This window comes from Nesterenkonia halophila, assembly GCF_009467795.1.
Lineage (GTDB): Bacteria > Actinomycetota > Actinomycetes > Actinomycetales > Micrococcaceae > Nesterenkonia > Nesterenkonia halobia.
Map to the genome: position 1 here is coordinate 17,575 of NZ_WIAX01000001.1, position 19,998 is coordinate 37,572.

Genomic DNA, 19,998 nt, shown 5'->3' on the forward strand with positions numbered 1-19,998 from the left:
GAAGCACGGCGAGCACAGGAGGAATGACCATGACACAGAACATCCGAGGCACGGTCGACGGTGCCGTCTCCGGCGGGCGGGCCGTCCATGAGCTGGTGATCCGCGCCGAGCGGGCCCTGCTGCCCGAGGGCTGGGCCGCCGTGGAGATCGGCGTGTCCGAGGGCCGGATCGTCGCCGTCGCCGCCGCCGGCGCCCGGCTGGCGGGGGAGCGGCGGATCGAGCTCGCCGCGGACGAGGTGCTGCTGCCCGGACTCGTCGACAGCCATGTCCACGTCAACGATCCCGGCCGCAGCGAGTGGGAGGGCTTCGCGACCGCGACCCGCGCCGCGGCCGCCGGGGGCGTGACCACGCTGATCGACATGCCGCTGAACTGCCTGCCCCCGACGGTCGACGTCGACGCGCTGGAGACCAAGCGTGCCGTCGCCGCCCCGGCGGCGCACGTCGACGTCGGCTTCTGGGGCGGGGCGATCCCGGGGAGCACGGCGCAGCTGGCGCCGCTGCACGAGGCCGGAGTGTTCGGCTTCAAGTGCTTCCTGGAGCACTCCGGCGTGGACGAGTTCCCGCATCTGGAGCCTGAGGAGATGGAGCGGGACATGGCGGTGCTCGCCGAGCGGGACTCGCAGATGATCGTCCACGCCGAGGACAGCCGCACGTTGGCCGACGCGCCGACCGCCTCCGGGCGGCGGTATCGCAGCTTCCTCGAGTCGCGGCCGGAGGAGGCCGAGCATGTGGCGATCGCCGCGGTGATCGACGCCGCCCGACGCACCGGCTGCCGAGCGCACATCCTTCATCTCTCCGCGGCCGGAGCGCTGGAGCAGATCGCCGCGGCCCGCGCCGAGGGCGTGCGGCTGACCGTCGAGACCTGCCCGCACTATCTGGTGCTGGCCGCCGAGGAGATCGCCGACGGCGCGACCACCCACAAGTGCTGCCCGCCGGTCCGCGAGGGTGCCAACCGGGATGCGCTGTGGCAGGGCCTGCTCGACGGCACCATCGACTGCGTGGTCTCCGACCATTCGCCCTCCACTCCGGAGCTGAAGGAGGTGGACACCGGGGACTTCGGCACCGCCTGGGGCGGGATCTCCTCGCTGCAGCTGGGCCTGCCGCTGCTGTGGACGGCGGCCCGGCGGCGGGACATCGGCCTGGAGCAGGTGGTGCGCTGGATGTCCTCCGGCCCGGCCGCCGTCGCCGGCGTCTCCGGCAAAGGCTCGATCGTCGAGGGCGGCGACGCCGACTTCGCGGTCTTCGCTCCAGAACGGGAGTGGACGGTGGAGGCCGCCGAGCTGCGGCATCGTCATCCCCTCACCGCCTACCAGGGGTGGCCGGTCCAGGGTGCGGTCACCCGCACGATCCTGCGCGGCGAGGAGGTGGACGGGGCACGGCCCCGCGGACGGCTCGTCGAGCGGTCCTGACAGCTCATCGACGCCGAGTGCGGGGCGTCGGGCCGGAGTGGCATGACGTGCCGGCGCGGCGTAATGTGCATGGGCGAACGATCCGCGATCGGCACCGCGGCCACGCGAGGAGAAGGGGGATGATCATGGCTCAGCGCGCGGAGCGCCCGCAGGATCCGACGCCCCGGCAGACCGTGTCGAACGCGCGGCGTCCGCCGCGGGAGGGGAAGGCCACGTCATCGGCGAGCACGCGACGCAGAGCGGCGGCGGCCGGGGCCGCGCTGCTGACGCTGCTCTCCGCCGGCTGCGCGACCGGCGAGTCGCCCGCCGCGGACGGCTCGGCCTCCGCGCAGACCGCGGCGGCCGAGTCCGGCGCTTCGGAGAGTCCGTCGGCGTACGGATCTGCCGAGGCGTCGTCCGAGGCTCCGGCAGGGGATGAACAGAGCACGCTGTCCGTCGAGCAGGTCGGCTCGGAGCCGTATGGGCTGACCACCGAGCAGCAGCCGTCGGGCACGATGGACGACGTCTCCGGGCGGCTGATCGTCGGACCGGGCGGCCATCTCGCGCTGGTCTCCGCGGATCAACCGCAGCTGCTGGTGTTCGGCGACGACGCCGAGTTCGCGCTGCGCGGCGACCGTCCCTCGGTGACGGCGCCCGGGCTCGGCACGCTGGAGGTCGGCCGGCAGGTCGAGCTCTCCGCCGTCGAAGTGCCCACGACCACGCTGGACGGCGTGCCGGCCGGGCGCCTGCAGGGGGCCGCCGGGACGGCGCTGGTCGTCGTCGCCGAGTGACGGCGCCGCCTCGGTCGCGTCGGTGGTGATTCGTCCCCGGGGGCGGGTCTGGCTACGCTGGGCAGCAACAGGTGCCGTGGAGCCGGCCCCCTCGGGGCCGGGCCTCTCGGTGCCCGAGCGCCGGAGCTCACGATGCGAGGGACGGAGCATGGAGCCTTTTCGGTTCACCCTGCGCCAGCTGCAGCACTTCATCGCTGCGGCGGAGGCGGGCACGGTGACCGCGGCCGCCGCGGATGCCAGCATCTCGCAGGCCGCGATGTCCCAGTCGTTGAGCGAGCTCGAGCGGGCGGTGGGGCAGCAGCTCATGGTCCGCACCCGCTCGCAGGGGATCCAGCTGACCTCCGCGGGGCGCCGGTTCCTCTCGAACGCGCGGGATATGGTCGGTCGCGCCGCCGACGTCCAGCAGGAGATGGCCGACCGGTCCGGACGGCTCATCGGTCCGCTCGACCTCGGATGCTACACGGCGGTCGCCCCGTTCTGGGTCCCCTTCATCGCCCAGCGGTTCATCCAGCCCCATCCTGACGTCTCCGTGCGCATCGTCGAAGGGGACGGCAAGGAGCTGCAGCAGGAGATGCTCGACGGGCGCTTCGACGCCGTCATCACCCATACCGCGCACCTCGTGGAGGGGGTCGACCATGACGTGATCCGTCGCGGTCGCGGGTATGCGCTGGTGCCGCCCTCGCATCGCCTGGCGTCCCGCGAGACGGTCGCGGTCGCCGAGTTCGGCGACGATCCCTTCGTGCTGCTGGACGTCCCGGCGGTCCGTGAGACGCAGATCCCGAAGCTGCGGGCGGCGGGCCTGGAGCCGAACATCCAGTGGCGGTCGTCGAGCTTCGAGGCCGTCCGCGGACTCGTCGGGCGGGGCCTCGGCTGGAGCGTCCTGGTGCAGCGACCGCCGGTGGACGTCTCCTACGACGGGCTGCCGGTGGTCCCCGTGCCGCTGAGCGACTTCGAGCCGAGCGACATCTGCCTCGCCCATGTGCGCGAGCGTCGCAGCCGGCGGCTGCAGGAGCTCATCGACCTCTGCCGCGCCGAGGGCGCGCGGCTCGACGAAGAATATCCGCCGAGCCGCGCGCCCGAGGGGTGAGGTGGTCTGCGCGGAGGGACTCCGCCCTCAGCGCATCTCGCCCTCCAGATCCAGCTCGCGTCCCTCCCGCGTGCCGAGGATGGCCGCGACGGCGATCAGGAACACCACGATCCAGGTGATGGCGAGCAGCCACAGGGAGCCGCCGGCCAGGGCGACGATCCCGGTCGCGAGCATGGGGGTGAAGCCCGCGCCCACCGTCGACGAGAGCTGGTAGACGAGCGAGGAGCCGGTGTACCGCACGCGGGTGGGGAAGAGCTCGGCGCAGAAGGCGCCGAACGGGCCGAAGATGGAGCCCTGCACGATGCCCTGGGTCAGGATCAGTGCGAGGGCGAAGGCCCAGAGCGCCCCGAGGTCGAGCAGGGTCATCACGGGGAAGGCCAGGGCCGCGCCGCAGAGCATGCCGGCGATCATGATGGGGCGGCGGCCGATCCGGTCGGAGAGCCGCGAGGCGAACCAGACGACGACCACTGTGCAGGCGGCGCCGAGTGCCTTCACCCAGAGCGTGTGGGTGGAGTCGAGGCCCTGGTCGAGGACGTAGGACAGGCCCCAGACGGTCATCAGCCCCTGCACCGTGTAGGAGCTCATGCCGGCGATCACGCCGAGGACGAGGCCCTTCGGGTGGCGAGTGACGATCTCGAGGAGCGGGGCCTTGCGCTCCTCGGCCTTCTCCTCGAGACGGGCGAACAGCGGCGACTCGTGCACTTTGAGGCGCACGAGGAGCCCGATGAGCACCAGCACCGCGCTGAACAGGAACGGGATGCGCCAGCCCCAGGCGATGAACTGCTCGTCGGGGAGTATGGTGAACAGCGAGACCATGATGGTCGCGAAGATGGCCCCCGCCGGACCGCCCATGTTCGCGAAACTGGCGGCGAATCCGCGGCGCGACGAGGGGGCGTGCTCCAGGGCGATCAGCATCGCCCCGCCCCATTCGCCGCCGACGGCGAGTCCCTGGATCACGCGGAACACGGTCAGCAGGATGGGCGCGGCGATGCCGATGGCCGCCGTCGGCGGCAGCAGGCCGATCGCGAAGGTCGTCGCTCCCATCAGCAGCATCGTGGTGACGAGCACGCCCTTGCGGCCGAGCCGATCGCCGAAGTGTCCGAAGACCGCTCCGCCGAGCGGGCGGGCGACGTACCCCGCCGCGAGGATGGTGAAGGAGAGGAAGGTCCCCAGCGTGGCCGGCAGATCGGTGAAGAAGACCTGGCTGAAGACGAAGGACGAGGCGGTGGCGAAGAGGATGAAATCGTAGAACTCGATCATCGACCCCAGGAAGCTGGAGGCGAGGATGCGTCGCATCATCGTGGTGTTGAGCGACGTGGAGATCTCTCGAGTTCGGGGGTCATGCGCCTGGGCGGAATCGACGGACATCAGCGAACACCTGCTTTCGGGGCCTCCGGAGCGTGGTCCGTCTGCTCGGAGGAGAGGGCGATCGTGGTCAGATCATCGGGCACCTGGAAGCGTCCGGAGAACGTCCGAGCCAGCTCGTGCCAGCGTTCGCGGAGAGTATGGCCCGGGACGAGGTGGTGCAGGGCGAGGTGCGCGGCGCCGGCGCGCTCGGCGACGTCCACGGCCTGCTCGGGGCTGGTGTGGGACTTGCGGTGGTGGTCGATCGACGCGCGGGCGGTCTCGTCGGGGTGCGCCCCGTAGCGGGACTCCACCCAGTCGAAGTCGATCGCCTCGTGCAGCAGAAGATCGGTGCCCCGGGCGAGCGTGACCAGGTTGTCGGTGGCTGTGGTGTCCCCGGAGATCGTGACCGAGCCCTCCGCCGTGTCGAAGCGGAAGGCGAAGGCCGGGGCGATCGGCGGGTGCTCGACGAGGATCGCGGTCACCGTCACCAGCTCGTCGCGGTGGATCACGAACGGGGCCATCCCGGCCGGGGTGGGATTCGTGTTCGGGTGGTACCCGCTCTCCTCGGGGATGGGGATGTCGGTGATCGAGAAGCAGTCCAGCGGGGAGGGGCGCAGCGCGTCGAGCACGCGGTCGTTGACGTCGGTCGCGTAGGCCTGCACGAGAGAGCGCACCATGCCGGTGATGCCCGGCGTGGGGTTCTCCGGGAACACCGGGGCGGGCGGGACCTCGGCGCGGGGCGAGGCCGGCGGGAGGGCTCCGCGCTCGCCGGGGCCGAGGATCCGGATCGGATCCAGCATCGCCGGATCGCGCTCGTAGAGGCCCATCAGCAGCAGGCTCGGGAGGTCGACGGTGTGGTCGGAATGCAGATGGGTGATGAACAGCCCTCGCATGTCCTGGAGGGCGAGGCCCGCCTTCTCCAGCTGGCGGCCGACGCCGAGACCGGCGTCGACCAGGTAGAAGGCGTCTCCGACGACGACGGCGGTGGCGATCCCGTGGCGGTGGCCGGTGCGGCCTGCACGGCCGTCGGCGCCGGACGGCCACCAGCGCGGGCCGCCGGCGGTGCCGAGCGTGATGACGCGTGGCTGCAGGCTGGTGTGCGAGGAGGTGTGCACATGAACTCCTTCGTCAGGTGGCGGGGGAGCGGCGCCGCGGAGCTGCGGCGTGATGCATACCACTGTGACGGGGCTCATAGCAGAAGTGAAACGGATTTATCCGATGGTCATCATCGGCCATCCTTATAAAGCGGGTCCGCGGCGGTGCGGATCGCCGGAGACTGCGCCGACCCGCAGGCCGCGCGTCGGTCCTGACTCCGGGTCAGGCGCCCAGCGTCTCGCGCAGAGCGGCGACGTGGCCCTGGGCGTCGACGTCGTACTCCGCATGGGTCAGCGACCCCTGGTGGTCGACGACGAACGTCGAGCGCCGGGTGATCGTGCGGGGCGTGCCTTCGATGGTCTTCTCCCCACGGGTGCCGTAGGCCTCGGCGACGGCGCCGTCGGCGTCGGAGAGCAGCGGGAAGGTCAGCGCCTGGTCCTCGGCGAAGGAGCGCAGCGCCTCCGGCTCGTCGGGGGAGACGCCGAGCACGCGGTAGCCGGCGGCCTGCAGCGAGCCGAGGGTGTCGCGGAAGTCGCAGGCCTCGGTGGTGCAGCCCGGCGTCGCGGCCTTCGGGTAGAAGTACACGATCACTCCGCGCTCGGCCTGCGCGGCCTCGTCGGCCAGCGAGACGGGGCGGCCGGAGGCGTCCGGCAGGGTGAAGGCGGGGGCCTGCTGGCCGGTCTGCAGCGTCGTCATGGATCTCTCCTCGTCGTGGGGTGAGGGGCCATGTCAGTCTATCGTCATGCGGAAAAGTTATCTCGTTGTGCGAGATGCTATGACGCCGGAGCGGTCCGGCTCAGTACCAGGCGGAGTCGTCCTCGCCGACGACGTCGATCGGGCCCGACTCGGGGGCGCCGCGCTCCATCTGCTCGATCACGTCAGTCGGCGGGTCGATCATCAGCGTGGCCTCGTCGCGGTAGGTGCGCAGCACTTCGTCGATGAAGCTGGGCAGCGCATCGGTCAGCGCGACGTCGTGGCCCTGCTGCTCGGAGAGCTTCCACCGATGGTCGATCAGCTGGTGCATCAGCTCGGCCGGCTCCAGCTTGTCGCGCAGTTCGCGGGGGATCTGGGCGATGACCGGCTGGAAGACCTGCTGGGTCCACATATGCGCGGCGACCGCCTCGTCGCCGTGCGGGTCGTGCTGGGCCCGATAGGCGTCGATGGCGCCGAGCAGCCGGCGCGCCTGGTTCTCCTGCACATCCAGCCCGGTCAGGTTCATCAGTCGGCGCTGGTGGTGGCCGGGGTCGACGACCTTCGGGCGCAGCAGCAGCTTTCCGTCGGCGCTGGCCGAGCGGATGTCGTACTCCTCGACGTCGAAGCCCAGTTCGTTGAGCCGCCGGATCCGCTCCTCCACCAGCCACTGCTGGTCCGGATCGAAGGCGGTGTCGCCGGTGAGCTCCTGCCAGAGCCCGCGGTAGGCGTCGATGAACTGATGCGAGGTCGCCACCGGATCGACGTCCTCGTCGATCATGCCGCCCTCCATCAGGTCCATCAGTTCGCCGGCGATGTTCACCTGGGCGACGTCGAGGTCGTACTCGCGCTGGCCGGTGGACAGCTCGGGGTGCAGCTCGCCGGTCTCGGCGTCGACCAGATAGGCGGCGAACTTGCCGGCGTCGCGGCGGAAGAGCGTGTTCGACAGCGAGACGTCGCCCCAGTAGAAGCCGATCAGGTGCAGCTCGACCATCAGCAGCGCCTGCGCGTCGATGAGCCGGTGCAGCGTCTCCTTGCGCATCATCTGGTTGAACACTGCGCGGTAGGGCAGAGAGAAGCGCAGATGCCGGGTCACCAGCGCCGGCGTCAGCTCCGTGCCGTCCTCGGCGGCGCGGCCGTTGACCTCGGCCACCGGCTTCACGCAGGGTGCGCCCAGCCGCCCCAGGCGGCGCAGCATCCGGTACTCGTGCCGCGCGGCCCGCTCGGAGGTCTCCTTGATCGCGATCACCGAGCCGCCCAGATAGGCGAAGCGGACGATGTGCCGCGAGATGCCGCGGGGCAGCGCGGCGAGGACATCTTCGGGCCACTCCTGCAGCGGCAGCTGCCACGGCAGATCCAACAGCTCCTGGGGGATGGTGCCCGAGGCGGTCAGGCTCAGGCCGGGGACGGTGGTCACAGGGTGCTCCTCATGCGTACGGCGCGGTGCCGGGGCGGGTCGGTGTCGAGCGGGGAGGGGCGTCCGCCCCGCGGGCCTCGGCCCGCGCGGCGATCGCGGCGAGCACGCCGGCCAGGTCGCTCGGGGCCGAGATCCGATGGCCGGCCCGGGTCTCGCCGGTGCCGACCTTGACGCCGACGTCGTCGTCGCCCAGCACGGCGAAGCCCTGCTCGTCGGTGACGTCGTCGCCGGCGAAGAACACCGCCGCGGCGCCGGTGCGCCGACGCAGCGTCCGGATGGCCTCGCCCTTGGTCGCGTGCACGACGGGGACCTCGACGACCATCTTGCCGTCCTTCGGATGGGCGCCGTCGACGGCGCCCGCGGCCTCGCGGGCCTCGGCGAGCAGCGCCTCGGCGGCCGCGGCGTCGGCGACGGCGCGGACGTGCAGCGCCGCGCCGGCCGGCTTGCGCTCGACCAGCGCGCCGTCCACCCGGTTCGCCAGCTCCTCGAGCAGCTCGAGGACCTGCTCGCGGGTGCGCCGCTGCGCGACGGTGAGCTGCAGCGGCGCGGCGTCGGCGCCGAGATCCTGCTCGGCGCCGTGCGAGCCCACCAGCAGCACGCCGGTCGGCGGCTCGGCCAGCGCGCGCAGCTGCTCCAGCGGCCGCCCGGAGACATAGGCGACGACGACGTCATCGAGGGCGGCCAGCCGCTCGACGGCCGCGGCGTTGGCCGGCACCGGGGCCACGGCGGCGGGATCGTCGGCGAGCTCGGCCACGCAGCCGTCGAAGTCCAGGCAGACCAGCACCGGCCGGCGGGCGGCCAGCGCCTCGACCGCGGCGCGGAGCGCCTCGGGCGGTTCGGCCGGCTCGAGCGGCGCGTCGGAGGCGGGGCTCATCGTGCCGCGACCTTCAGCTCGGCCAGCCGGCCCAGGAAGTCCCGGGCCCACCGCTGGACGTTGTTCGACACCACCTGCCGGCGCAGGCTGCGCATCCGGCGGCGGGCCTCGGCGGGGTCCATCGTCGCGGCGGTGACCATCGCGGCCTTGAGCTCGTCGACGTCGTGCGGGTTGATCAGCAGCGCCTGGCGCATCTGGTCGGCGGCTCCGGTGAATTCGGAGAGCACCAGCACGCCGGTGCCGGACTTCCGCGCGGCCACGTACTCCTTCGCCACCAGATTCATCCCGTCGCGCAGGGCGGTGACCAGCATGACGTCGGCGGCCAGATAGAGCGCGACCATCTCCTCCACGGGATACGAGTGGTGCAGATAGCGGATGGCTGTGTGCGCCAGCGTGTCGAACTCGCCGTTGATCCGCCCGACAGCGCCCTCGATCTCCTCGCGCAGCACCCGGTAGGACTCGACTCCTTCGCGCGACGGGCTGGCCACCTGGACCAGGCAGGCCTGGCCGACGGAGAGGTCACCGTCCTGCAGCAGCTCCTCGTAGCCCTTCATCCGGTGCCGGATGCCCTTGGTGTAGTCGAGCCGGTCCACGCCGAGGAAGACCGTCTCCGGGTCGCCCAGCTCCCGGCGGATCTGCTGCGAGCGGGCGATGATGTCGGGCCGTTCGGCCAGCTCGACGATCTTCTGCGTGTCGATGGAGATCGGGAAGGCCCGCGCCTCGGCGACGCGATGCTCGCCGTCCTCGGCGGTCGGGGCGGACAGCCGGCGCGCAGCGGTGCCGCGGGAGGGGTCGGCGTCGAAGCCGACCAGCGGCGAGCCCTCGTCGGTGGCGCGGGAGCCGGCCGGCACATGGATGCGGTCGGACTTGATGTAGTGGCCCAGCCGGTGGCGGACCACCCGCTGGAAGTTGCGCGCGTCGGACTCGCGCTGGAAGCCGATCAGATCCGCCCCCAGCACGCCGCGCAGCACCGAGTGCCGCCAGGGCAGCTGGGAGAACAGGCCCGGGGGCGGGAACGGGATGTGGTTGAAGAAACCGATGGTCACGTCGGGACGCAGTTCGCGCAGCATCTGCGGGACCAGCTGCAGCTGGTAGTCCTGCACCCAGACGGTCGCGGCCTCGGCGGCGACGCCGGCGGCGGCCTCGGCGAAGCGGCGGTTCACCCGCCGATAGGCCTCGAACCAGTGGCGATGGAACTCCGGGCGGGCGATGACGTCGTGGTAGAGCGGCCACAGCGTGGCGTTGGAGAATCCCTCGTAGTAGTCCTCGACCTCCTGGCCGCTCAGCGGCACCGGCACCAGGTGCATGTCGGCGTGGTCGAAGGGCTCGAGCTGCTCGTCGGCGGCTCCGTGCCAGCCGACCCAGGCGCCGTCGGACTCGGCCATCACCGGTGCCAGGGCGGTGACGAGTCCGCCGGGGGAGCGGCGCCATCCGATGGTGCCGTCCTCGTCGGTCACCCGGTCGACGGCGAGTCGGTTGGCCACCACCACGAAGTCGTAGCCGTGGTCGTATCGGTCCTGCTGCGTCGTGGTCATCGTTCCGATCCCCTTTCCTCGCAGGGCGACGCCGGCCGAGCCGGGCGCGCCACCACGGTGACGTCCGTCGCGGGCTCTGCGGCCCAGCCTACCCGGAGGAGCCCGTCGTGCCGCTCCGCGGCCCGGTCCGCGCCCAGACTCTCTCCGGGGGCTCGGCGGCGGCCATGCAGGTCGAGACGCTACCCTGGCCCCGTGTCCCGCCGGCGACCCCGGCGGCGTCGGCCGTCCCGACCCGGTCCGTGCCGGGACGGGCGTGCGATCCAGCACGACAGAGCATCGTCCCAGACCCATCGGAGAGAACATGGCTCGCAACCAGTCCTCGGGCGAGAATGCCCGCGAACAGGCCCGCAGGATCCAGCAGGAGCAACAGCGCCGCCAGCGCGGCGCCTCAGTGCTGCTGCGCGTCGGCGTCGTGGTGGTGGCGCTCGTCGTCGTCGCCGGGCTGGCCTTCTTCGTGCTCAACCGCCAGGGCGGCGGCGAGGAGTTCTCCGCCTCCGAGGGCGAGGCGCCGGCGTTCGCCAACGAGCAGGGCGGCATCACGCTGACCTCGGCCGCCGAGCTCGTCGACGGCGCCGACATGGGCAGCGTCGACGCCTCCGACGTCCCCGGCTCCGGCGACTCCGAGGCTCCGGTGCCCGGCGCCGAGCCGCGCGAGGAGGGCGAGAAGCCGCACCTGATCCTCTACGTCGACGCGAACTGCCCGCACTGCGCGAACTTCGAGTCCTCGCAGGGCCAGCAGATCAAGCAGTGGCTGGAGCAGGGCGACATCACCGTCGAGTACCGCATGCTGGGCATGCTGGACGGCAACTCCACCACCAACTACTCCTCGCGGGCGGCCAACGCGATCACCGCCATGGCGGTCGAGTCGCCGGAGGACTACCTGGCCTACCTGGAGCAGGTGGTCACCCACCAGCCCTCCGGCGAGCTGTCGGACGATGAGCTGATCAGCATCGCGCAGGACGACTACGGCGTCGACCTCTCGGAGCCGGTGGAGAACAACACCTACCGGGCCTTCGTCTCCTACACCACGAAGCAGGCCTCCGAGGTCGGAGTGCAGGGCACTCCGACGGTCTACATCGGCGACCAGAACTGGCAGGACTCCGAGCAGGCCTTCGGCGAGTGGGCCGGCGGCATCGTCGAGGAGTACCGTTCGGAGACCGGCGACGGCTCGGGCGACGGTTCGGGCGGAGACTCCTCCGAGGAGTGAGCAGCCTTGGGGGCCGGACTGGTCCCCGCGTGCGCGTCGCCGGTAGTATCGGACTCCGGCGATGCGCCGCGCCTCCTTAGCTCAGCAGGTAGAGCAGCTGTCTTGTAAACAGCAGGTCGTCGGTTCGAACCCGGCAGGGGGCTCTCCATCGGCCCGTCCGCGCTCGCGGACGGGCCGTTTCACCGACGTCGACCGGCCCGGGAATAGGGAACGGCGCGTTCCAGTTGATACCGCGTGGAACGGAGGCCGCCCGCGCGGCCGGACGCCGCCGCGTCCCGGGAGCGGGCCCCGTCGACTCTTCCGACCGCATCGCCGCACCCCGGCTGCGCCCGCGTCCGGGCAGGACGCGCGCGGCCGGCGACCACTCTCGCCTGGAGGCCCAATGAGCGCACAGACCAGCCCCTCCGACCCGCCGCCGGCCGAGGCCGCGCCGGACCGGCTGTCCGCCGGGAACAAGCTGACCATCGGCGTGCTCCTGGTGTCGGCCTTCGTGATGATCCTCAACGAGACCGTCATGAACGTCGCGCTGCAGCCGCTGATGGAGGAGTTCCAGGTGGCCGAGTCGACGGTGCAGTGGCTGACCACCGCGTTCATGCTGACGCTGTCGGTGGTCATCCCCACGACCGGCTGGCTGATGCAGCGGCTGAACCTGCGGGCGACATTCACCCTGGCGATGAGCCTCTTCGTCGTCGGCACCGCCGTCGCCGGCGCCGCCGTCGGCTTCCCGATGCTGCTGGTCGGACGCGTGGTCCAGGCCGCCGGCACAGCGATCGTGCTGCCGCTGATGATGACCACAGTGCTCACCCTGGTGCCGCTGCACCGCCGCGGCGTGGTGATGGGCAACATCGCCATCGTCATCTCCGTGGCTCCGGCCACCGGCCCGGCGCTGTCGGGCACGATCCTGCACTTCGCCGACTGGCGCTTCCTCTTCCTGACCATCCTGCCGATCGCCGCGGCCGCGCTGCTGCTCGGCCGGCCGCGGCTGTCCGATGACGGCGGCGGCGGGTCCGAGAAGCTCTCGGTGCCCTCGCTGCTGCTGGCGGTGCCCGGCTTCGGCGGGCTGGTCTACGGCATCAGCCAGCTGGGCGGCGGCGGCCACGGCGCCGGCGCGGCCGACGGCGTCTCCGTCGACCCGGTGGCCGTCGTCGTGCTGATCCTCGGCGCGCTCTTCCTGGCGGCCTTCACGCTGCTGCAGATCCGGCTGCAGTCGCAGGGCACCGCGCTGCTGAACCTCCAGCCCTTCCGCTACAGCATGTTCACCCGGTCGCTGCTGATGATGCTGCTGATGATGATCGCGCTCTTCGGCGCGCTGATCATGCTGCCGCTCTACCTGCAGACCGCCCGCGGGATGGACACGCTGCAGACCGGACTGCTGATGCTGCCGGGCGGCCTGCTGATGGCGCTGCTGGCGCCGACCGTCGGCCGGCTCTACGACCGCGTCGGTCCGAAGCCGCTGGTCGGCCCGGGCGCCGCGCTGCTGGTCATCGCGATGTTCCTGCTGAGCCTGCTCGGCGCGGACAGCAGCATCTGGCTGGTCCTCGGGCTGCATCTGATGCTCAGCCTCGGCCTGGCCTTCCTCTTCACCCCGGCCTTCACCACGGCGATGAACCCGTTGCCGCAGCCGCTGTACTCGCACGGCTCGGCGCTGCTGAACACGCTGCAGCAGCTCGCCGGGGCCACCGGCACCGCCCTGCTGGTCGCAGTGATGGGGATCGGCGCGGCGGCCGCGGCCTCCGGCGGGGCCGGCGCGGACGAGGCGCAGATCGCCGGCTTCCAGACCGCGTTCCGCACGGCGTCGATCATGAGCATCGGCACGCTGCTGCTGGGGCTGACGCTGCGCGCGACCGAGGAGTCTCCTGAGGAGTCGACTGAGGAAGCGCCCGAGGAGGGCTGCGCGGACCAGGCCGTCGAGGGCGAGCCCGGCTCGGGAGGAGGCGTCGCCGAGCAGGTGCGCTGACCGGCCCGCGGGCCGAGGGGTGCCCGGGCAGAGACAGGGCCCGGCAGGATGTGCTGATCATCCTGCCGGGCCCTGTCCATGTCGTCGGCCCGGCTCCCGTCGGGGAGGCGGATCGACTGAGGAATGCGCGGAGGTCCGGCGTCTCCGTCGCTGAGGTCGAGCATCCCGGGTGGGAATGGGGCCCGCCCGCACCGAGCGGGCCCCGTCGCACCCAAGTGAGATCCACCTTAGCGGTGGGGGGTTCGATTACGCAATACCTATGTGTCGAAATCTCGGCGCGCGGCTGATCTCAGCTCAGGCCGAGCAGGCGCAGCCCGGCCGCCGCGGCCGCGCCGACGAGCACCACGACGATGAACGGCGCCCGCAGCAGCAGGGCGACGGCCGCGGCGGCCAGGGCGCCGAGCCGAGCGTCGAAGGCCAGGCCGTCGTCGCCGTCGACAGTGTTCATCGTGACCAGCGCGGCGAGCAGGGCGACGGTCATCAGGCCCGAGATGCGGCCCACCAGCGGGTGGCGCAGCCAAGCGCCGGGGACCAGATGGCCGGCCAGTTTGGTCGCGTAGACGGCGGCGCTGGCGGCCAGCACCCACAGCCAGAGCGTCATCGGCGGGCCTCCTCGGTCGCGGCGTCGTCCGGAGAGTCGTTCGACGTCTCCTCTCGTCCCGCGCCGCCGCGCCGCCGGGAGGCCAGTCCCCAGCCGATCGCGACGACGGCGGCCAGCAGCACCGGGGCGCCGGCGGGCAGCGTCGGCATGGTCAGCGCGGTGACCAGTGCGGCGGCCACGGCCAGCGCCCAGGGCTCGGCGCCGCGCAGCCGCGGCCAGAGCAGCGCGAGGAAGGCCGCGACCACGGCGCCGTCGAGCCCCAGAGCCTCCGGCTCGCCGACGACGTCGCCGAGCAGCGCCCCGGCCGCCGTCGCCAGGTTCCACCCGGTGTAGCAGGCGACGCCGGTGACCCAGAAGCCGCGGCGCCGCTCGGCGTCGGTCGACTGGCTCATCGCCGTCGCCGCGGTCTCGTCGATGGTCAGCTGGGCGGCGAGCAGCCGTCGTGCTCCGCGCGGATCCAGCAGCGCCTTCATCTGCACGCCGTAGAGCGTGTTGCGCGCGCTGAGCAGCGTCGAGGCCCCCAGGGCCGCCGCCGGGGCGCCGCCGCCGGAGAGGATCCCGATGAAGGCGAACTGCGAGCCTCCGGAGAACAGCAGCGCCGACAGCGCGACGGTCTGCCAGAAGGTCATGCCGGCCGCGGCGGAGAGTGCGCCGAAGGACAGTCCATAGAGCGAGACGGCCGCGGCGATGGACAGTCCGGTCCGGGTCGCCGGGGTCAGGCGGGCCCGCATCCGCCGGCCGGCGCGGGCGGCGTGCGCGGCGTCGGCCGGCGCGCTCATGCCGGGTGCTCCATGACCAGCACGAACCAGGCTCCGGCGGTCAGCGCCTCGTAGCGATGCGGAGCGTCGCCGGGGAACATCGCATAGTCGCCGGGCCCCAGCTCCACCGGCTCCTCGGTGCGGCCGAGGCGCACCCGGCCGGCGCCGACGACGACGTGCTCCAGCGCCCCGCGCGGATGCGGCTCGGCGTCGCGGAGCTCGCCGGGCTCGAGGGTGACCACGTAGAGGTCGCGGCGCGCCTCCGGCCGCCCGCCGCTGAGCAGGGAGGCGGCGAAGTCGGCATGCTCGGCGCGGACCTCCGGCCGTTCTCCGGCCCGGACGATCCGCGGCTCGGGGGCGGGGGCCTCGACGAGTCGGGCGAAGGGGATCTCCAGCGCCGCGGCGATGGCCCAGAGCGTCTCGACGCTCGGGTTGCCGGAAGCCGACTCCAGCAGCGACAGCGTCGACTTCGACCGCCCGACGCGCCGGGCCAGCTCGCTGAGCGACAGGCCGGCCCGTCGGCGTTCGGTCTGCACGGCCGCGGCGATGCGGGTCAGCGGCGCGCCGCCGTCGTCGCCCGGCTCCTCCGGCGTCTCGGTCATCGCCCCTCCCTCAGTTCCGCATGACGAATCGTTCGCTGATCCTGCCATACGTTCGATGGATCGAACAACAGGTCCTCGATCGGTCCGTGCCCGGAATAGTGGCGCCGTGCTGCTGTTGTGCCCGGTGCCGTCGTGGTCGCGACGGTGCAGCAGACTTCGCAGGAGGAGACGATGGCTGACGAGACGCGTGTGGTGATCCTGGGCGGGCACGGGAAGATCGCCCTGCTGGCGGCCCCGAAGCTGGTCGAGGCCGGCTATGCGGTGGACTCGCTGATCCGCAATCCCGAGCACCGCGACGAGGTCGCCGCGACCGGCGCGAATCCGGTGCTGCTGGACATCGAGCAGGCCGACGTCGACGCGCTCGCCGAGGTCTTCGCCGGTGCGGCGGCCGTGGTCTTCTCCGCCGGCGCCGGCGGCGGGAACCCCGAGCGGACCCGTGCCGTCGACCACGACGCGGCGGTGCGATCGATGGACGCCGCCGAGCAGGCCGGCGTCCCCCGGTACGTGATGGTCTCCTACGCGCGCAGCGAGACCGACGTCGAGACCCTCGACCGCGAGTCCTCCTTCTTCCCCTACGCGCAGGCCAAGCACGACGCCGACGAGCACCTGCGCGGCACGGGGCTGGACTACACGATCCTCGGCCCCGGACGGCTGACCCTGGAGCCGGCGACGTCGGCGCTGTGGCCGCTGGACTCCGCCGGGCGTCCGCTGGACGGCTCCGAGCCGCCGGCCGAGCTGCCCGGCGCCTCCCGGGAGAACGTCGCCGAGGCGATCGTCCACGTGCTGCGCACGAGGGCGGCGCGGCGCGAGACGGTGAACTTCGTCGACGGCGAGACCCCGCTGGCCGACGCCTTGTCCTGACCCGTCTCCGAGATCCTCGTCACGACCGGGGGCCTCCGCGGCCTCCGGTTTCCCCTCGCGGCCTCGACGGTGCTAGGCTTTTCTGGCAATCGTCCGCGGCTCGCGCCGCGACGAGCGGCGCACGGATCCGTAGCTCAGTTGGTCAGAGCGCTCGCCTCACACGCGAGAGGTCGATGGTTCAAGTCCATTCGGATCCACCCCCTTCGAAGAGCCCGTCGGTCCCCGGCGGGCTCTTCGCGTCTCTCGACGCCTCGTGCCGCCCGCGCGTCGGTCGGTCCTGCTGGTCGCCTTCGGCGAGGAGGCGGCACACTGGGGCCATGAGCACCGTGCCGGACGAGACGCCCCACGACCCCGCCGTCGCGCAGCAGCGCACTGTGCAGCAGAGCGCCGTGAAGCACGTCGTCGCCCAGACCACCGTCGACTCGGCCGCCCGGGCCGACGAGCTGGCCCGACGCGTCGTCGCAGCCGGGCTGGCCGCCTGCGTGCAGACCAGCGAGGTGCGCAGCGTCTTCGCCTGGGACGGCGCCGTGCAGCAGGAGCCTGAGCAGCTGCTGGCGATGAAGACCACCGCCGCCGCCGTCGACGGCCTGCGCACGCTGCTGGAGGCCGAGCACCCCTACGACGAGCCCGAGCTCGTCGTCCTGCCGATCGTCGACGGCTCGCCGTCGTATCTGGCCTGGGTGACGGAGAGCGTCGCCCCCGGCTGAGGCGTCGGCGGCCGGTTCATCGGGAGCGACGGCGTCGTGTCCGCCGCGGAGTCGCGCGGGGCAGTACATTGAACACCGGCGCCCGAGGAGGCTCGGGCGCCCCGTCGCGCGGAGGCGGCGGACGGGACCGTGTCGAGCGGCGCGCCGCCGGCGCGCCGCGACCAGCAGAGGAAAGGAGGGGCAGGTGGCCGCTGACGAGGAGCGTCGGGAGACGACGGAGGACCGGGAGCCGCGCACGACGGCCGAGGACTACGAGCCCGAGGCCATCGACCCCGTCATCAGCGGACCTGACCCGCACACCACGCTCATCCCGGTGGTCCGTCCGGCCTCGGCGCCTGAGGACGACGAGGACGGCCCCGGGCTGGTGCGCGCGCTCACCGGCTCGATCGCCTCCTCCTGGCAGGCCTCCCGCGAGGCCGAGGCCGCCCTGGAGTGGGAGGAGTACGACGCCGAGGCCGCCGAGGAGCGGCTCCAGGAGCAGGACGGGGCCGAGGCGGCCCGCCACGAGTTCGCCCCGGATGCCTTCTACGAACAGCCCGGCGCCGACGGCGGCGAAGCCCCGGCCGCCGAGGCCTTCCCCACCGGCAGCTCCTCGCTGGTGCAGGGGTGGACCGACAGCCAGTCGGAGGCCCCGTCGGAGGCTCGGCACGAGGCTCGGGGCGGCGGCATGACCGGCGTCGCGCCCGGCGTCGTGCCCGGTCTCGACTCGGCGGGCGGCGAGCGTCCCGACGGCGGCGAGCCCGGCGACGGCGCAGGACCCGCCGCCGAGGTCCCCGCGGAGGCGCCGGCGACGCAGCCGATCCGGCGCGGCTCGGTGCTGCGCCCCTCGCGGCTGAAGCAGAAGCTGCCCGACCCGCTGAAGAAGGCGCCGCTGTTCGACCGCAGCGTCTTCGAGCAGAAGGTCTCGCCGCCGATGTTCTTCCGGCGGATCATGCGCCCGCAGGGCCCGCCGACGACGTCGGTGCCGCTGGTGGCGCATCTGGCCGGCACACCCTTCGAGAACGTCCGCCAGGCCGAGCAGCCGGTGGACTCCGACGAGCTGGCCACCATCTCCTTCGTCCTGGACCTGGGCGAGACGCTCTTCCGCTACGGCGCCGGCGCCCTGGAGGTGGAGACCTCGATCATCGCGGTCACCGCCGCGTTCGGCATGTCCAACACCGATGTCGACATCACCAACCAGTCGATCAGCCTGAACTGGGCCCCGGAGGGCAAGATCCCGTACTCGCGGGTGCGGGTGGTCCGATCCTGGTCGGGGAACTTCAAGTCGCTGGCGGCGGTGCACCGGCTGGTCAGCGACATCAGCGCCGGGCGCATGACGCGCGCCGAGGCCGCGACGCGGCTGCACGAGGCCACCCACGACCCCAAGCCGTATCCGCGGTGGATGGCCACGGTCTGCGGTGCGATCTTCGCCAGCTTCTTCGCCGCCTACCTCGGGGCCCCGGTGCTCGACGCCGCGCTGGGCTTCGCGGCGACGCTGCTGGTGCTGGGCACCACGCGGCGGCTGGCGGCCTGGCGCGTGCCGGAGTTCTACGGCCTGGCCGCCGGCGGGTTCGTCGCCACCTCCATCGCGATGGGGGCCTTCGGGCTCGGCGCGCCGGTGGCGCCGTCGATCGTGGTCTCCGGCGGGCTGATGATCCTGCTGCCCTCGGCGCGGATCGTCTCGGCCATCCAGGACGGGATCAACGGCTTCCCGCTGACCGCCGCCGGACGCCTGGTCTCGGCGATGATCGCCTTCGCCGGCATGACCGCGGGCATCATGGCCGCCGTCGTCGTCGCCGATCTGTTCGGCGCCCCGGAGATCGACGTCGCGGTGCCGATGCACCGGCTCTATCACCCGGCGGTGCTGGTGGGGCTGGTCTTCTGCGCGGCGGTGGCGGCCGCCGTCGTCGAGCAGACCCGCTGGACGATGCTGCTGCCCACCGGGGCGATCTCCGCGCTGGGCTTCCTGGCCTACTTCGCCGGCGAGCAGATCGGGCTGGGCGAACGCATCATCCCGGTCATCGGCGGCACCGTCGTCGGGGCCCTGGGGCGCGTGGTCGCGCTGCGGATGGGGGCCCCGCAGCTGGTGATCGCCGTGCCGGCGATGATGTTCATGCTGCCCGGGCTGATGATCTTCCGCGGCATGTACCAGATCGCGATGGGGTCGACGACGACGTTCATGATGGGCGGCCTGACTCAGCTGTTCAACGCCATGATCATCATCATGTCGATCGCCGCGGGCATCGTGCTCGGCGATGTGATCATGCGCCGATTCACCACGGGGCTGCCGTCCAACGAGCGCGAACGGGCCCGACGGCGGTAGCGCGGCTCCGTCGCCCGGGCTTCGGGCGCGGGCGTCGGCGCCTGCGGCGTCGCTAGAGCGACCAGTCGACCGGTTCGGCGCCCATCGCCTGCAGCGCCGCGTTCGCCCGGGAGAACGGCCGCGAGCCGAAGAACCCGCGGCGGGCCGAGAGCGGCGAGGGGTGCGAGCTGGTGAGCACCGCCGTGTGCTCGCCGGCGTCGAGCAGCGGCTGCAACGACTTCGCCTGGGCTCCCCAGAGGATGGAGACCAGCGGCGTGCCCCGCGCGACCAGCGCGCGGACGGCGGCCTCGGTGATCTGCTCCCAGCCGATCCCGCGGTGCGAGGCCGACGAGCCGGCGGCGACGGTCAGCACCCGGTTGAGCATCAGCACGCCCTGGCCGGCCCAGGGACGCAGATCCCCGTGCTCGGCCGGCGGCAGGCCCAGGTCGGCCTGCCGCTCCGCGTAGATGTTCTGCAGGCTGCGCGGGACCGGGCGGACGTCGGGGGCGACGGCGAAGGACATCCCGATCGGATGCCCGGGAGTGGGGTAGGGGTCCTGCCCGATGATCAGCACCCGGACCTGGTCGAAGGGCTGCCGGAAGGCGCGCAGCACGTCGGGCGGCTCGGGGAGCACGTGCTCGCCGGCGGCGCGCCGGCGCGCGACCTCGGCGCGCACGCGGTCGAAGGCCTCCTGCTGCGGAGCCAGGGCACGCTCCCAACCGGGATCGAGCGGGGCGATCAGATCGGTGTGCAGGTCCATCGCGCTCCACCCTAGGCCCCTCGAGGGCGCGGTCGCGAGG

General features: G+C 72.5%; 18 protein-coding genes and 2 tRNA genes. 10 read left to right on the forward strand and 10 right to left on the reverse strand.

What is annotated here, in order from left to right; genetic code table 11:
* Positions 1 to 29: 29 nt before the first annotated feature.
* The 3 genes from allB (at position 30) to GCL72_RS00105 (ending at position 3,266) form a co-directional block, all read left to right on the forward strand.
* Entirely contained in the window at positions 30 to 1,409 is a 1,380-nt protein-coding gene (gene allB, locus GCL72_RS00095; RefSeq protein WP_153142679.1) for an allantoinase AllB, read from the forward strand.
* 119 nt (positions 1,410 to 1,528) lie between these two features.
* A complete protein-coding gene (locus tag GCL72_RS00100) occupies positions 1,529 to 2,179 on the forward strand; it encodes a hypothetical protein (protein WP_153142680.1) in 651 nt (216 codons plus the stop codon).
* 148 nt (positions 2,180 to 2,327) lie between these two features.
* Complete coding sequence (locus GCL72_RS00105) at positions 2,328 to 3,266, forward strand: LysR substrate-binding domain-containing protein (protein WP_153142681.1); 939 nt, start codon at positions 2,328 to 2,330, stop codon at positions 3,264 to 3,266.
* A gap of 27 nt (positions 3,267 to 3,293) precedes the next feature.
* Here the strand turns inward: GCL72_RS00105 and GCL72_RS00110 are convergent, their stop codons facing one another.
* From GCL72_RS00110 to GCL72_RS00135, 6 genes are all read right to left on the reverse strand, one after another.
* Positions 3,294 to 4,634, reverse strand: a complete 1,341-nt coding sequence (locus GCL72_RS00110) for an MFS transporter (RefSeq protein WP_153142682.1) — start codon at positions 4,632 to 4,634, stop codon at positions 3,294 to 3,296.
* Complete coding sequence (locus tag GCL72_RS00115; RefSeq protein WP_246160938.1) at positions 4,634 to 5,728, reverse strand: MBL fold metallo-hydrolase; 1,095 nt, start codon at positions 5,726 to 5,728, stop codon at positions 4,634 to 4,636. The genes GCL72_RS00110 and GCL72_RS00115 overlap by 1 nt, the downstream gene beginning before the upstream one ends.
* Positions 5,729 to 5,930: 202 nt before the next feature.
* On the reverse strand, positions 5,931 to 6,404 hold the full coding sequence (locus GCL72_RS00120; protein WP_153142684.1) for a peroxiredoxin: 474 nt from the start codon (positions 6,402 to 6,404) through the stop codon (positions 5,931 to 5,933).
* A gap of 100 nt (positions 6,405 to 6,504) precedes the next feature.
* The gene (locus GCL72_RS00125; RefSeq protein ID WP_153142685.1) at positions 6,505 to 7,815 is read right to left on the reverse strand and encodes a DUF4032 domain-containing protein; all 1,311 of its coding nucleotides are present in this window, start codon (positions 7,813 to 7,815) and stop codon (positions 6,505 to 6,507) included.
* 10 nt (positions 7,816 to 7,825) lie between these two features.
* Positions 7,826 to 8,689 (reverse strand): trehalose-phosphatase, encoded by an 864-nt coding sequence (otsB, locus tag GCL72_RS00130; RefSeq protein ID WP_153142686.1) that lies wholly within the window; start codon positions 8,687 to 8,689, stop codon positions 7,826 to 7,828.
* Positions 8,686 to 10,224, reverse strand: coding sequence for an alpha,alpha-trehalose-phosphate synthase (UDP-forming) (locus GCL72_RS00135; protein ID WP_153142687.1), 1,539 nt, complete (start codon positions 10,222 to 10,224; stop codon positions 8,686 to 8,688). Before GCL72_RS00135 ends, otsB begins: the two co-directional genes overlap by 4 nt.
* A gap of 301 nt (positions 10,225 to 10,525) precedes the next feature.
* Between GCL72_RS00135 and GCL72_RS00140 the strand changes: the two genes are divergently transcribed.
* From GCL72_RS00140 to GCL72_RS00150, 3 genes are all read left to right on the forward strand, one after another.
* Positions 10,526 to 11,431 (forward strand): DsbA family protein, encoded by a 906-nt coding sequence (locus GCL72_RS00140; RefSeq protein ID WP_153142688.1) that lies wholly within the window; start codon positions 10,526 to 10,528, stop codon positions 11,429 to 11,431.
* 70 nt (positions 11,432 to 11,501) lie between these two features.
* Positions 11,502 to 11,574 (forward strand) — tRNA-Thr (locus GCL72_RS00145).
* Between the two features lie 239 nt (positions 11,575 to 11,813).
* Positions 11,814 to 13,388: a DHA2 family efflux MFS transporter permease subunit gene (locus GCL72_RS00150; RefSeq protein ID WP_153142689.1), complete on the forward strand. Its 1,575-nt coding sequence runs from the start codon at positions 11,814 to 11,816 to the stop codon at positions 13,386 to 13,388.
* A gap of 289 nt (positions 13,389 to 13,677) precedes the next feature.
* On the opposite strand, the gene GCL72_RS00155 is transcribed toward GCL72_RS00150, so the two are convergent.
* Genes GCL72_RS00155 through GCL72_RS00165 form a run of 3 tightly spaced genes read right to left on the reverse strand, consistent with a single transcriptional unit; the run spans position 13,678 to position 15,349 of the window.
* Positions 13,678 to 13,989: an AzlD domain-containing protein gene (locus GCL72_RS00155; RefSeq protein ID WP_153142690.1), complete on the reverse strand. Its 312-nt coding sequence runs from the start codon at positions 13,987 to 13,989 to the stop codon at positions 13,678 to 13,680.
* Entirely contained in the window at positions 13,986 to 14,768 is a 783-nt protein-coding gene (locus GCL72_RS00160; RefSeq protein WP_153142691.1) for an AzlC family ABC transporter permease, read from the reverse strand. The genes GCL72_RS00155 and GCL72_RS00160 overlap by 4 nt, the downstream gene beginning before the upstream one ends.
* A complete protein-coding gene (locus tag GCL72_RS00165; protein ID WP_153142692.1) occupies positions 14,765 to 15,349 on the reverse strand; it encodes a helix-turn-helix domain-containing protein in 585 nt (194 codons plus the stop codon). The genes GCL72_RS00160 and GCL72_RS00165 overlap by 4 nt, the downstream gene beginning before the upstream one ends.
* Positions 15,350 to 15,520: 171 nt before the next feature.
* On the opposite strand from GCL72_RS00165, the gene GCL72_RS00170 reads away from it, so the two are divergent.
* From GCL72_RS00170 to GCL72_RS00185, 4 genes are all read left to right on the forward strand, one after another.
* Entirely contained in the window at positions 15,521 to 16,210 is a 690-nt protein-coding gene (locus tag GCL72_RS00170) for an SDR family oxidoreductase (RefSeq protein ID WP_153142693.1), read from the forward strand.
* A gap of 123 nt (positions 16,211 to 16,333) precedes the next feature.
* Positions 16,334 to 16,407 (forward strand) — tRNA-Val (locus GCL72_RS00175).
* Positions 16,408 to 16,527: 120 nt separating this feature from the next.
* The gene (gene cutA / locus GCL72_RS00180) at positions 16,528 to 16,917 is read left to right on the forward strand and encodes a divalent-cation tolerance protein CutA (RefSeq protein ID WP_153142694.1); all 390 of its coding nucleotides are present in this window, start codon (positions 16,528 to 16,530) and stop codon (positions 16,915 to 16,917) included.
* 184 nt (positions 16,918 to 17,101) lie between these two features.
* Positions 17,102 to 19,219, forward strand: a complete 2,118-nt coding sequence (locus tag GCL72_RS00185) for a threonine/serine exporter family protein (RefSeq protein ID WP_153142695.1) — start codon at positions 17,102 to 17,104, stop codon at positions 19,217 to 19,219.
* A gap of 52 nt (positions 19,220 to 19,271) precedes the next feature.
* Here GCL72_RS00185 and GCL72_RS00190 read toward each other — a convergent pair whose 3' ends face one another.
* A complete protein-coding gene (locus tag GCL72_RS00190) occupies positions 19,272 to 19,958 on the reverse strand; it encodes a uracil-DNA glycosylase (protein WP_153142696.1) in 687 nt (228 codons plus the stop codon).
* Positions 19,959 to 19,998 lie beyond the last annotated feature (40 nt).

Bases quoted from the DNA above. Each gene is read 5' to 3' on its own strand.
- GCL72_RS00150 (WP_153142689.1), top strand. From the start codon at position 11,814: ATGAGCGCACAGACCAGCCCCTCCGACCCGCCGCCGGCCGAGGCCGCG.
- GCL72_RS00100 (WP_153142680.1), top strand. From the start codon at position 1,529: ATGATCATGGCTCAGCGCGCGGAGCGCCCGCAGGATCCGACGCCCCGG.
- GCL72_RS00190 (WP_153142696.1), bottom strand. From the start codon at position 19,958: ATGGACCTGCACACCGATCTGATCGCCCCGCTCGATCCCGGTTGGGAG.
- GCL72_RS00110 (WP_153142682.1), bottom strand. From the start codon at position 4,634: ATGTCCGTCGATTCCGCCCAGGCGCATGACCCCCGAACTCGAGAGATC.
- allB (WP_153142679.1), top strand. From the start codon at position 30: ATGACACAGAACATCCGAGGCACGGTCGACGGTGCCGTCTCCGGCGGG.
- GCL72_RS00165 (WP_153142692.1), bottom strand. From the start codon at position 15,349: ATGACCGAGACGCCGGAGGAGCCGGGCGACGACGGCGGCGCGCCGCTG.
- GCL72_RS00135 (WP_153142687.1), bottom strand. From the start codon at position 10,224: ATGACCACGACGCAGCAGGACCGATACGACCACGGCTACGACTTCGTG.
- GCL72_RS00120 (WP_153142684.1), bottom strand. From the start codon at position 6,404: ATGACGACGCTGCAGACCGGCCAGCAGGCCCCCGCCTTCACCCTGCCG.
- GCL72_RS00170 (WP_153142693.1), top strand. From the start codon at position 15,521: ATGGCTGACGAGACGCGTGTGGTGATCCTGGGCGGGCACGGGAAGATC.
- GCL72_RS00155 (WP_153142690.1), bottom strand. From the start codon at position 13,989: ATGACGCTCTGGCTGTGGGTGCTGGCCGCCAGCGCCGCCGTCTACGCG.
- GCL72_RS00160 (WP_153142691.1), bottom strand. From the start codon at position 14,768: ATGAGCGCGCCGGCCGACGCCGCGCACGCCGCCCGCGCCGGCCGGCGG.
- GCL72_RS00105 (WP_153142681.1), top strand. From the start codon at position 2,328: ATGGAGCCTTTTCGGTTCACCCTGCGCCAGCTGCAGCACTTCATCGCT.
- otsB (WP_153142686.1), bottom strand. From the start codon at position 8,689: ATGAGCCCCGCCTCCGACGCGCCGCTCGAGCCGGCCGAACCGCCCGAG.
- cutA (WP_153142694.1), top strand. From the start codon at position 16,528: ATGAGCACCGTGCCGGACGAGACGCCCCACGACCCCGCCGTCGCGCAG.
- GCL72_RS00140 (WP_153142688.1), top strand. From the start codon at position 10,526: ATGGCTCGCAACCAGTCCTCGGGCGAGAATGCCCGCGAACAGGCCCGC.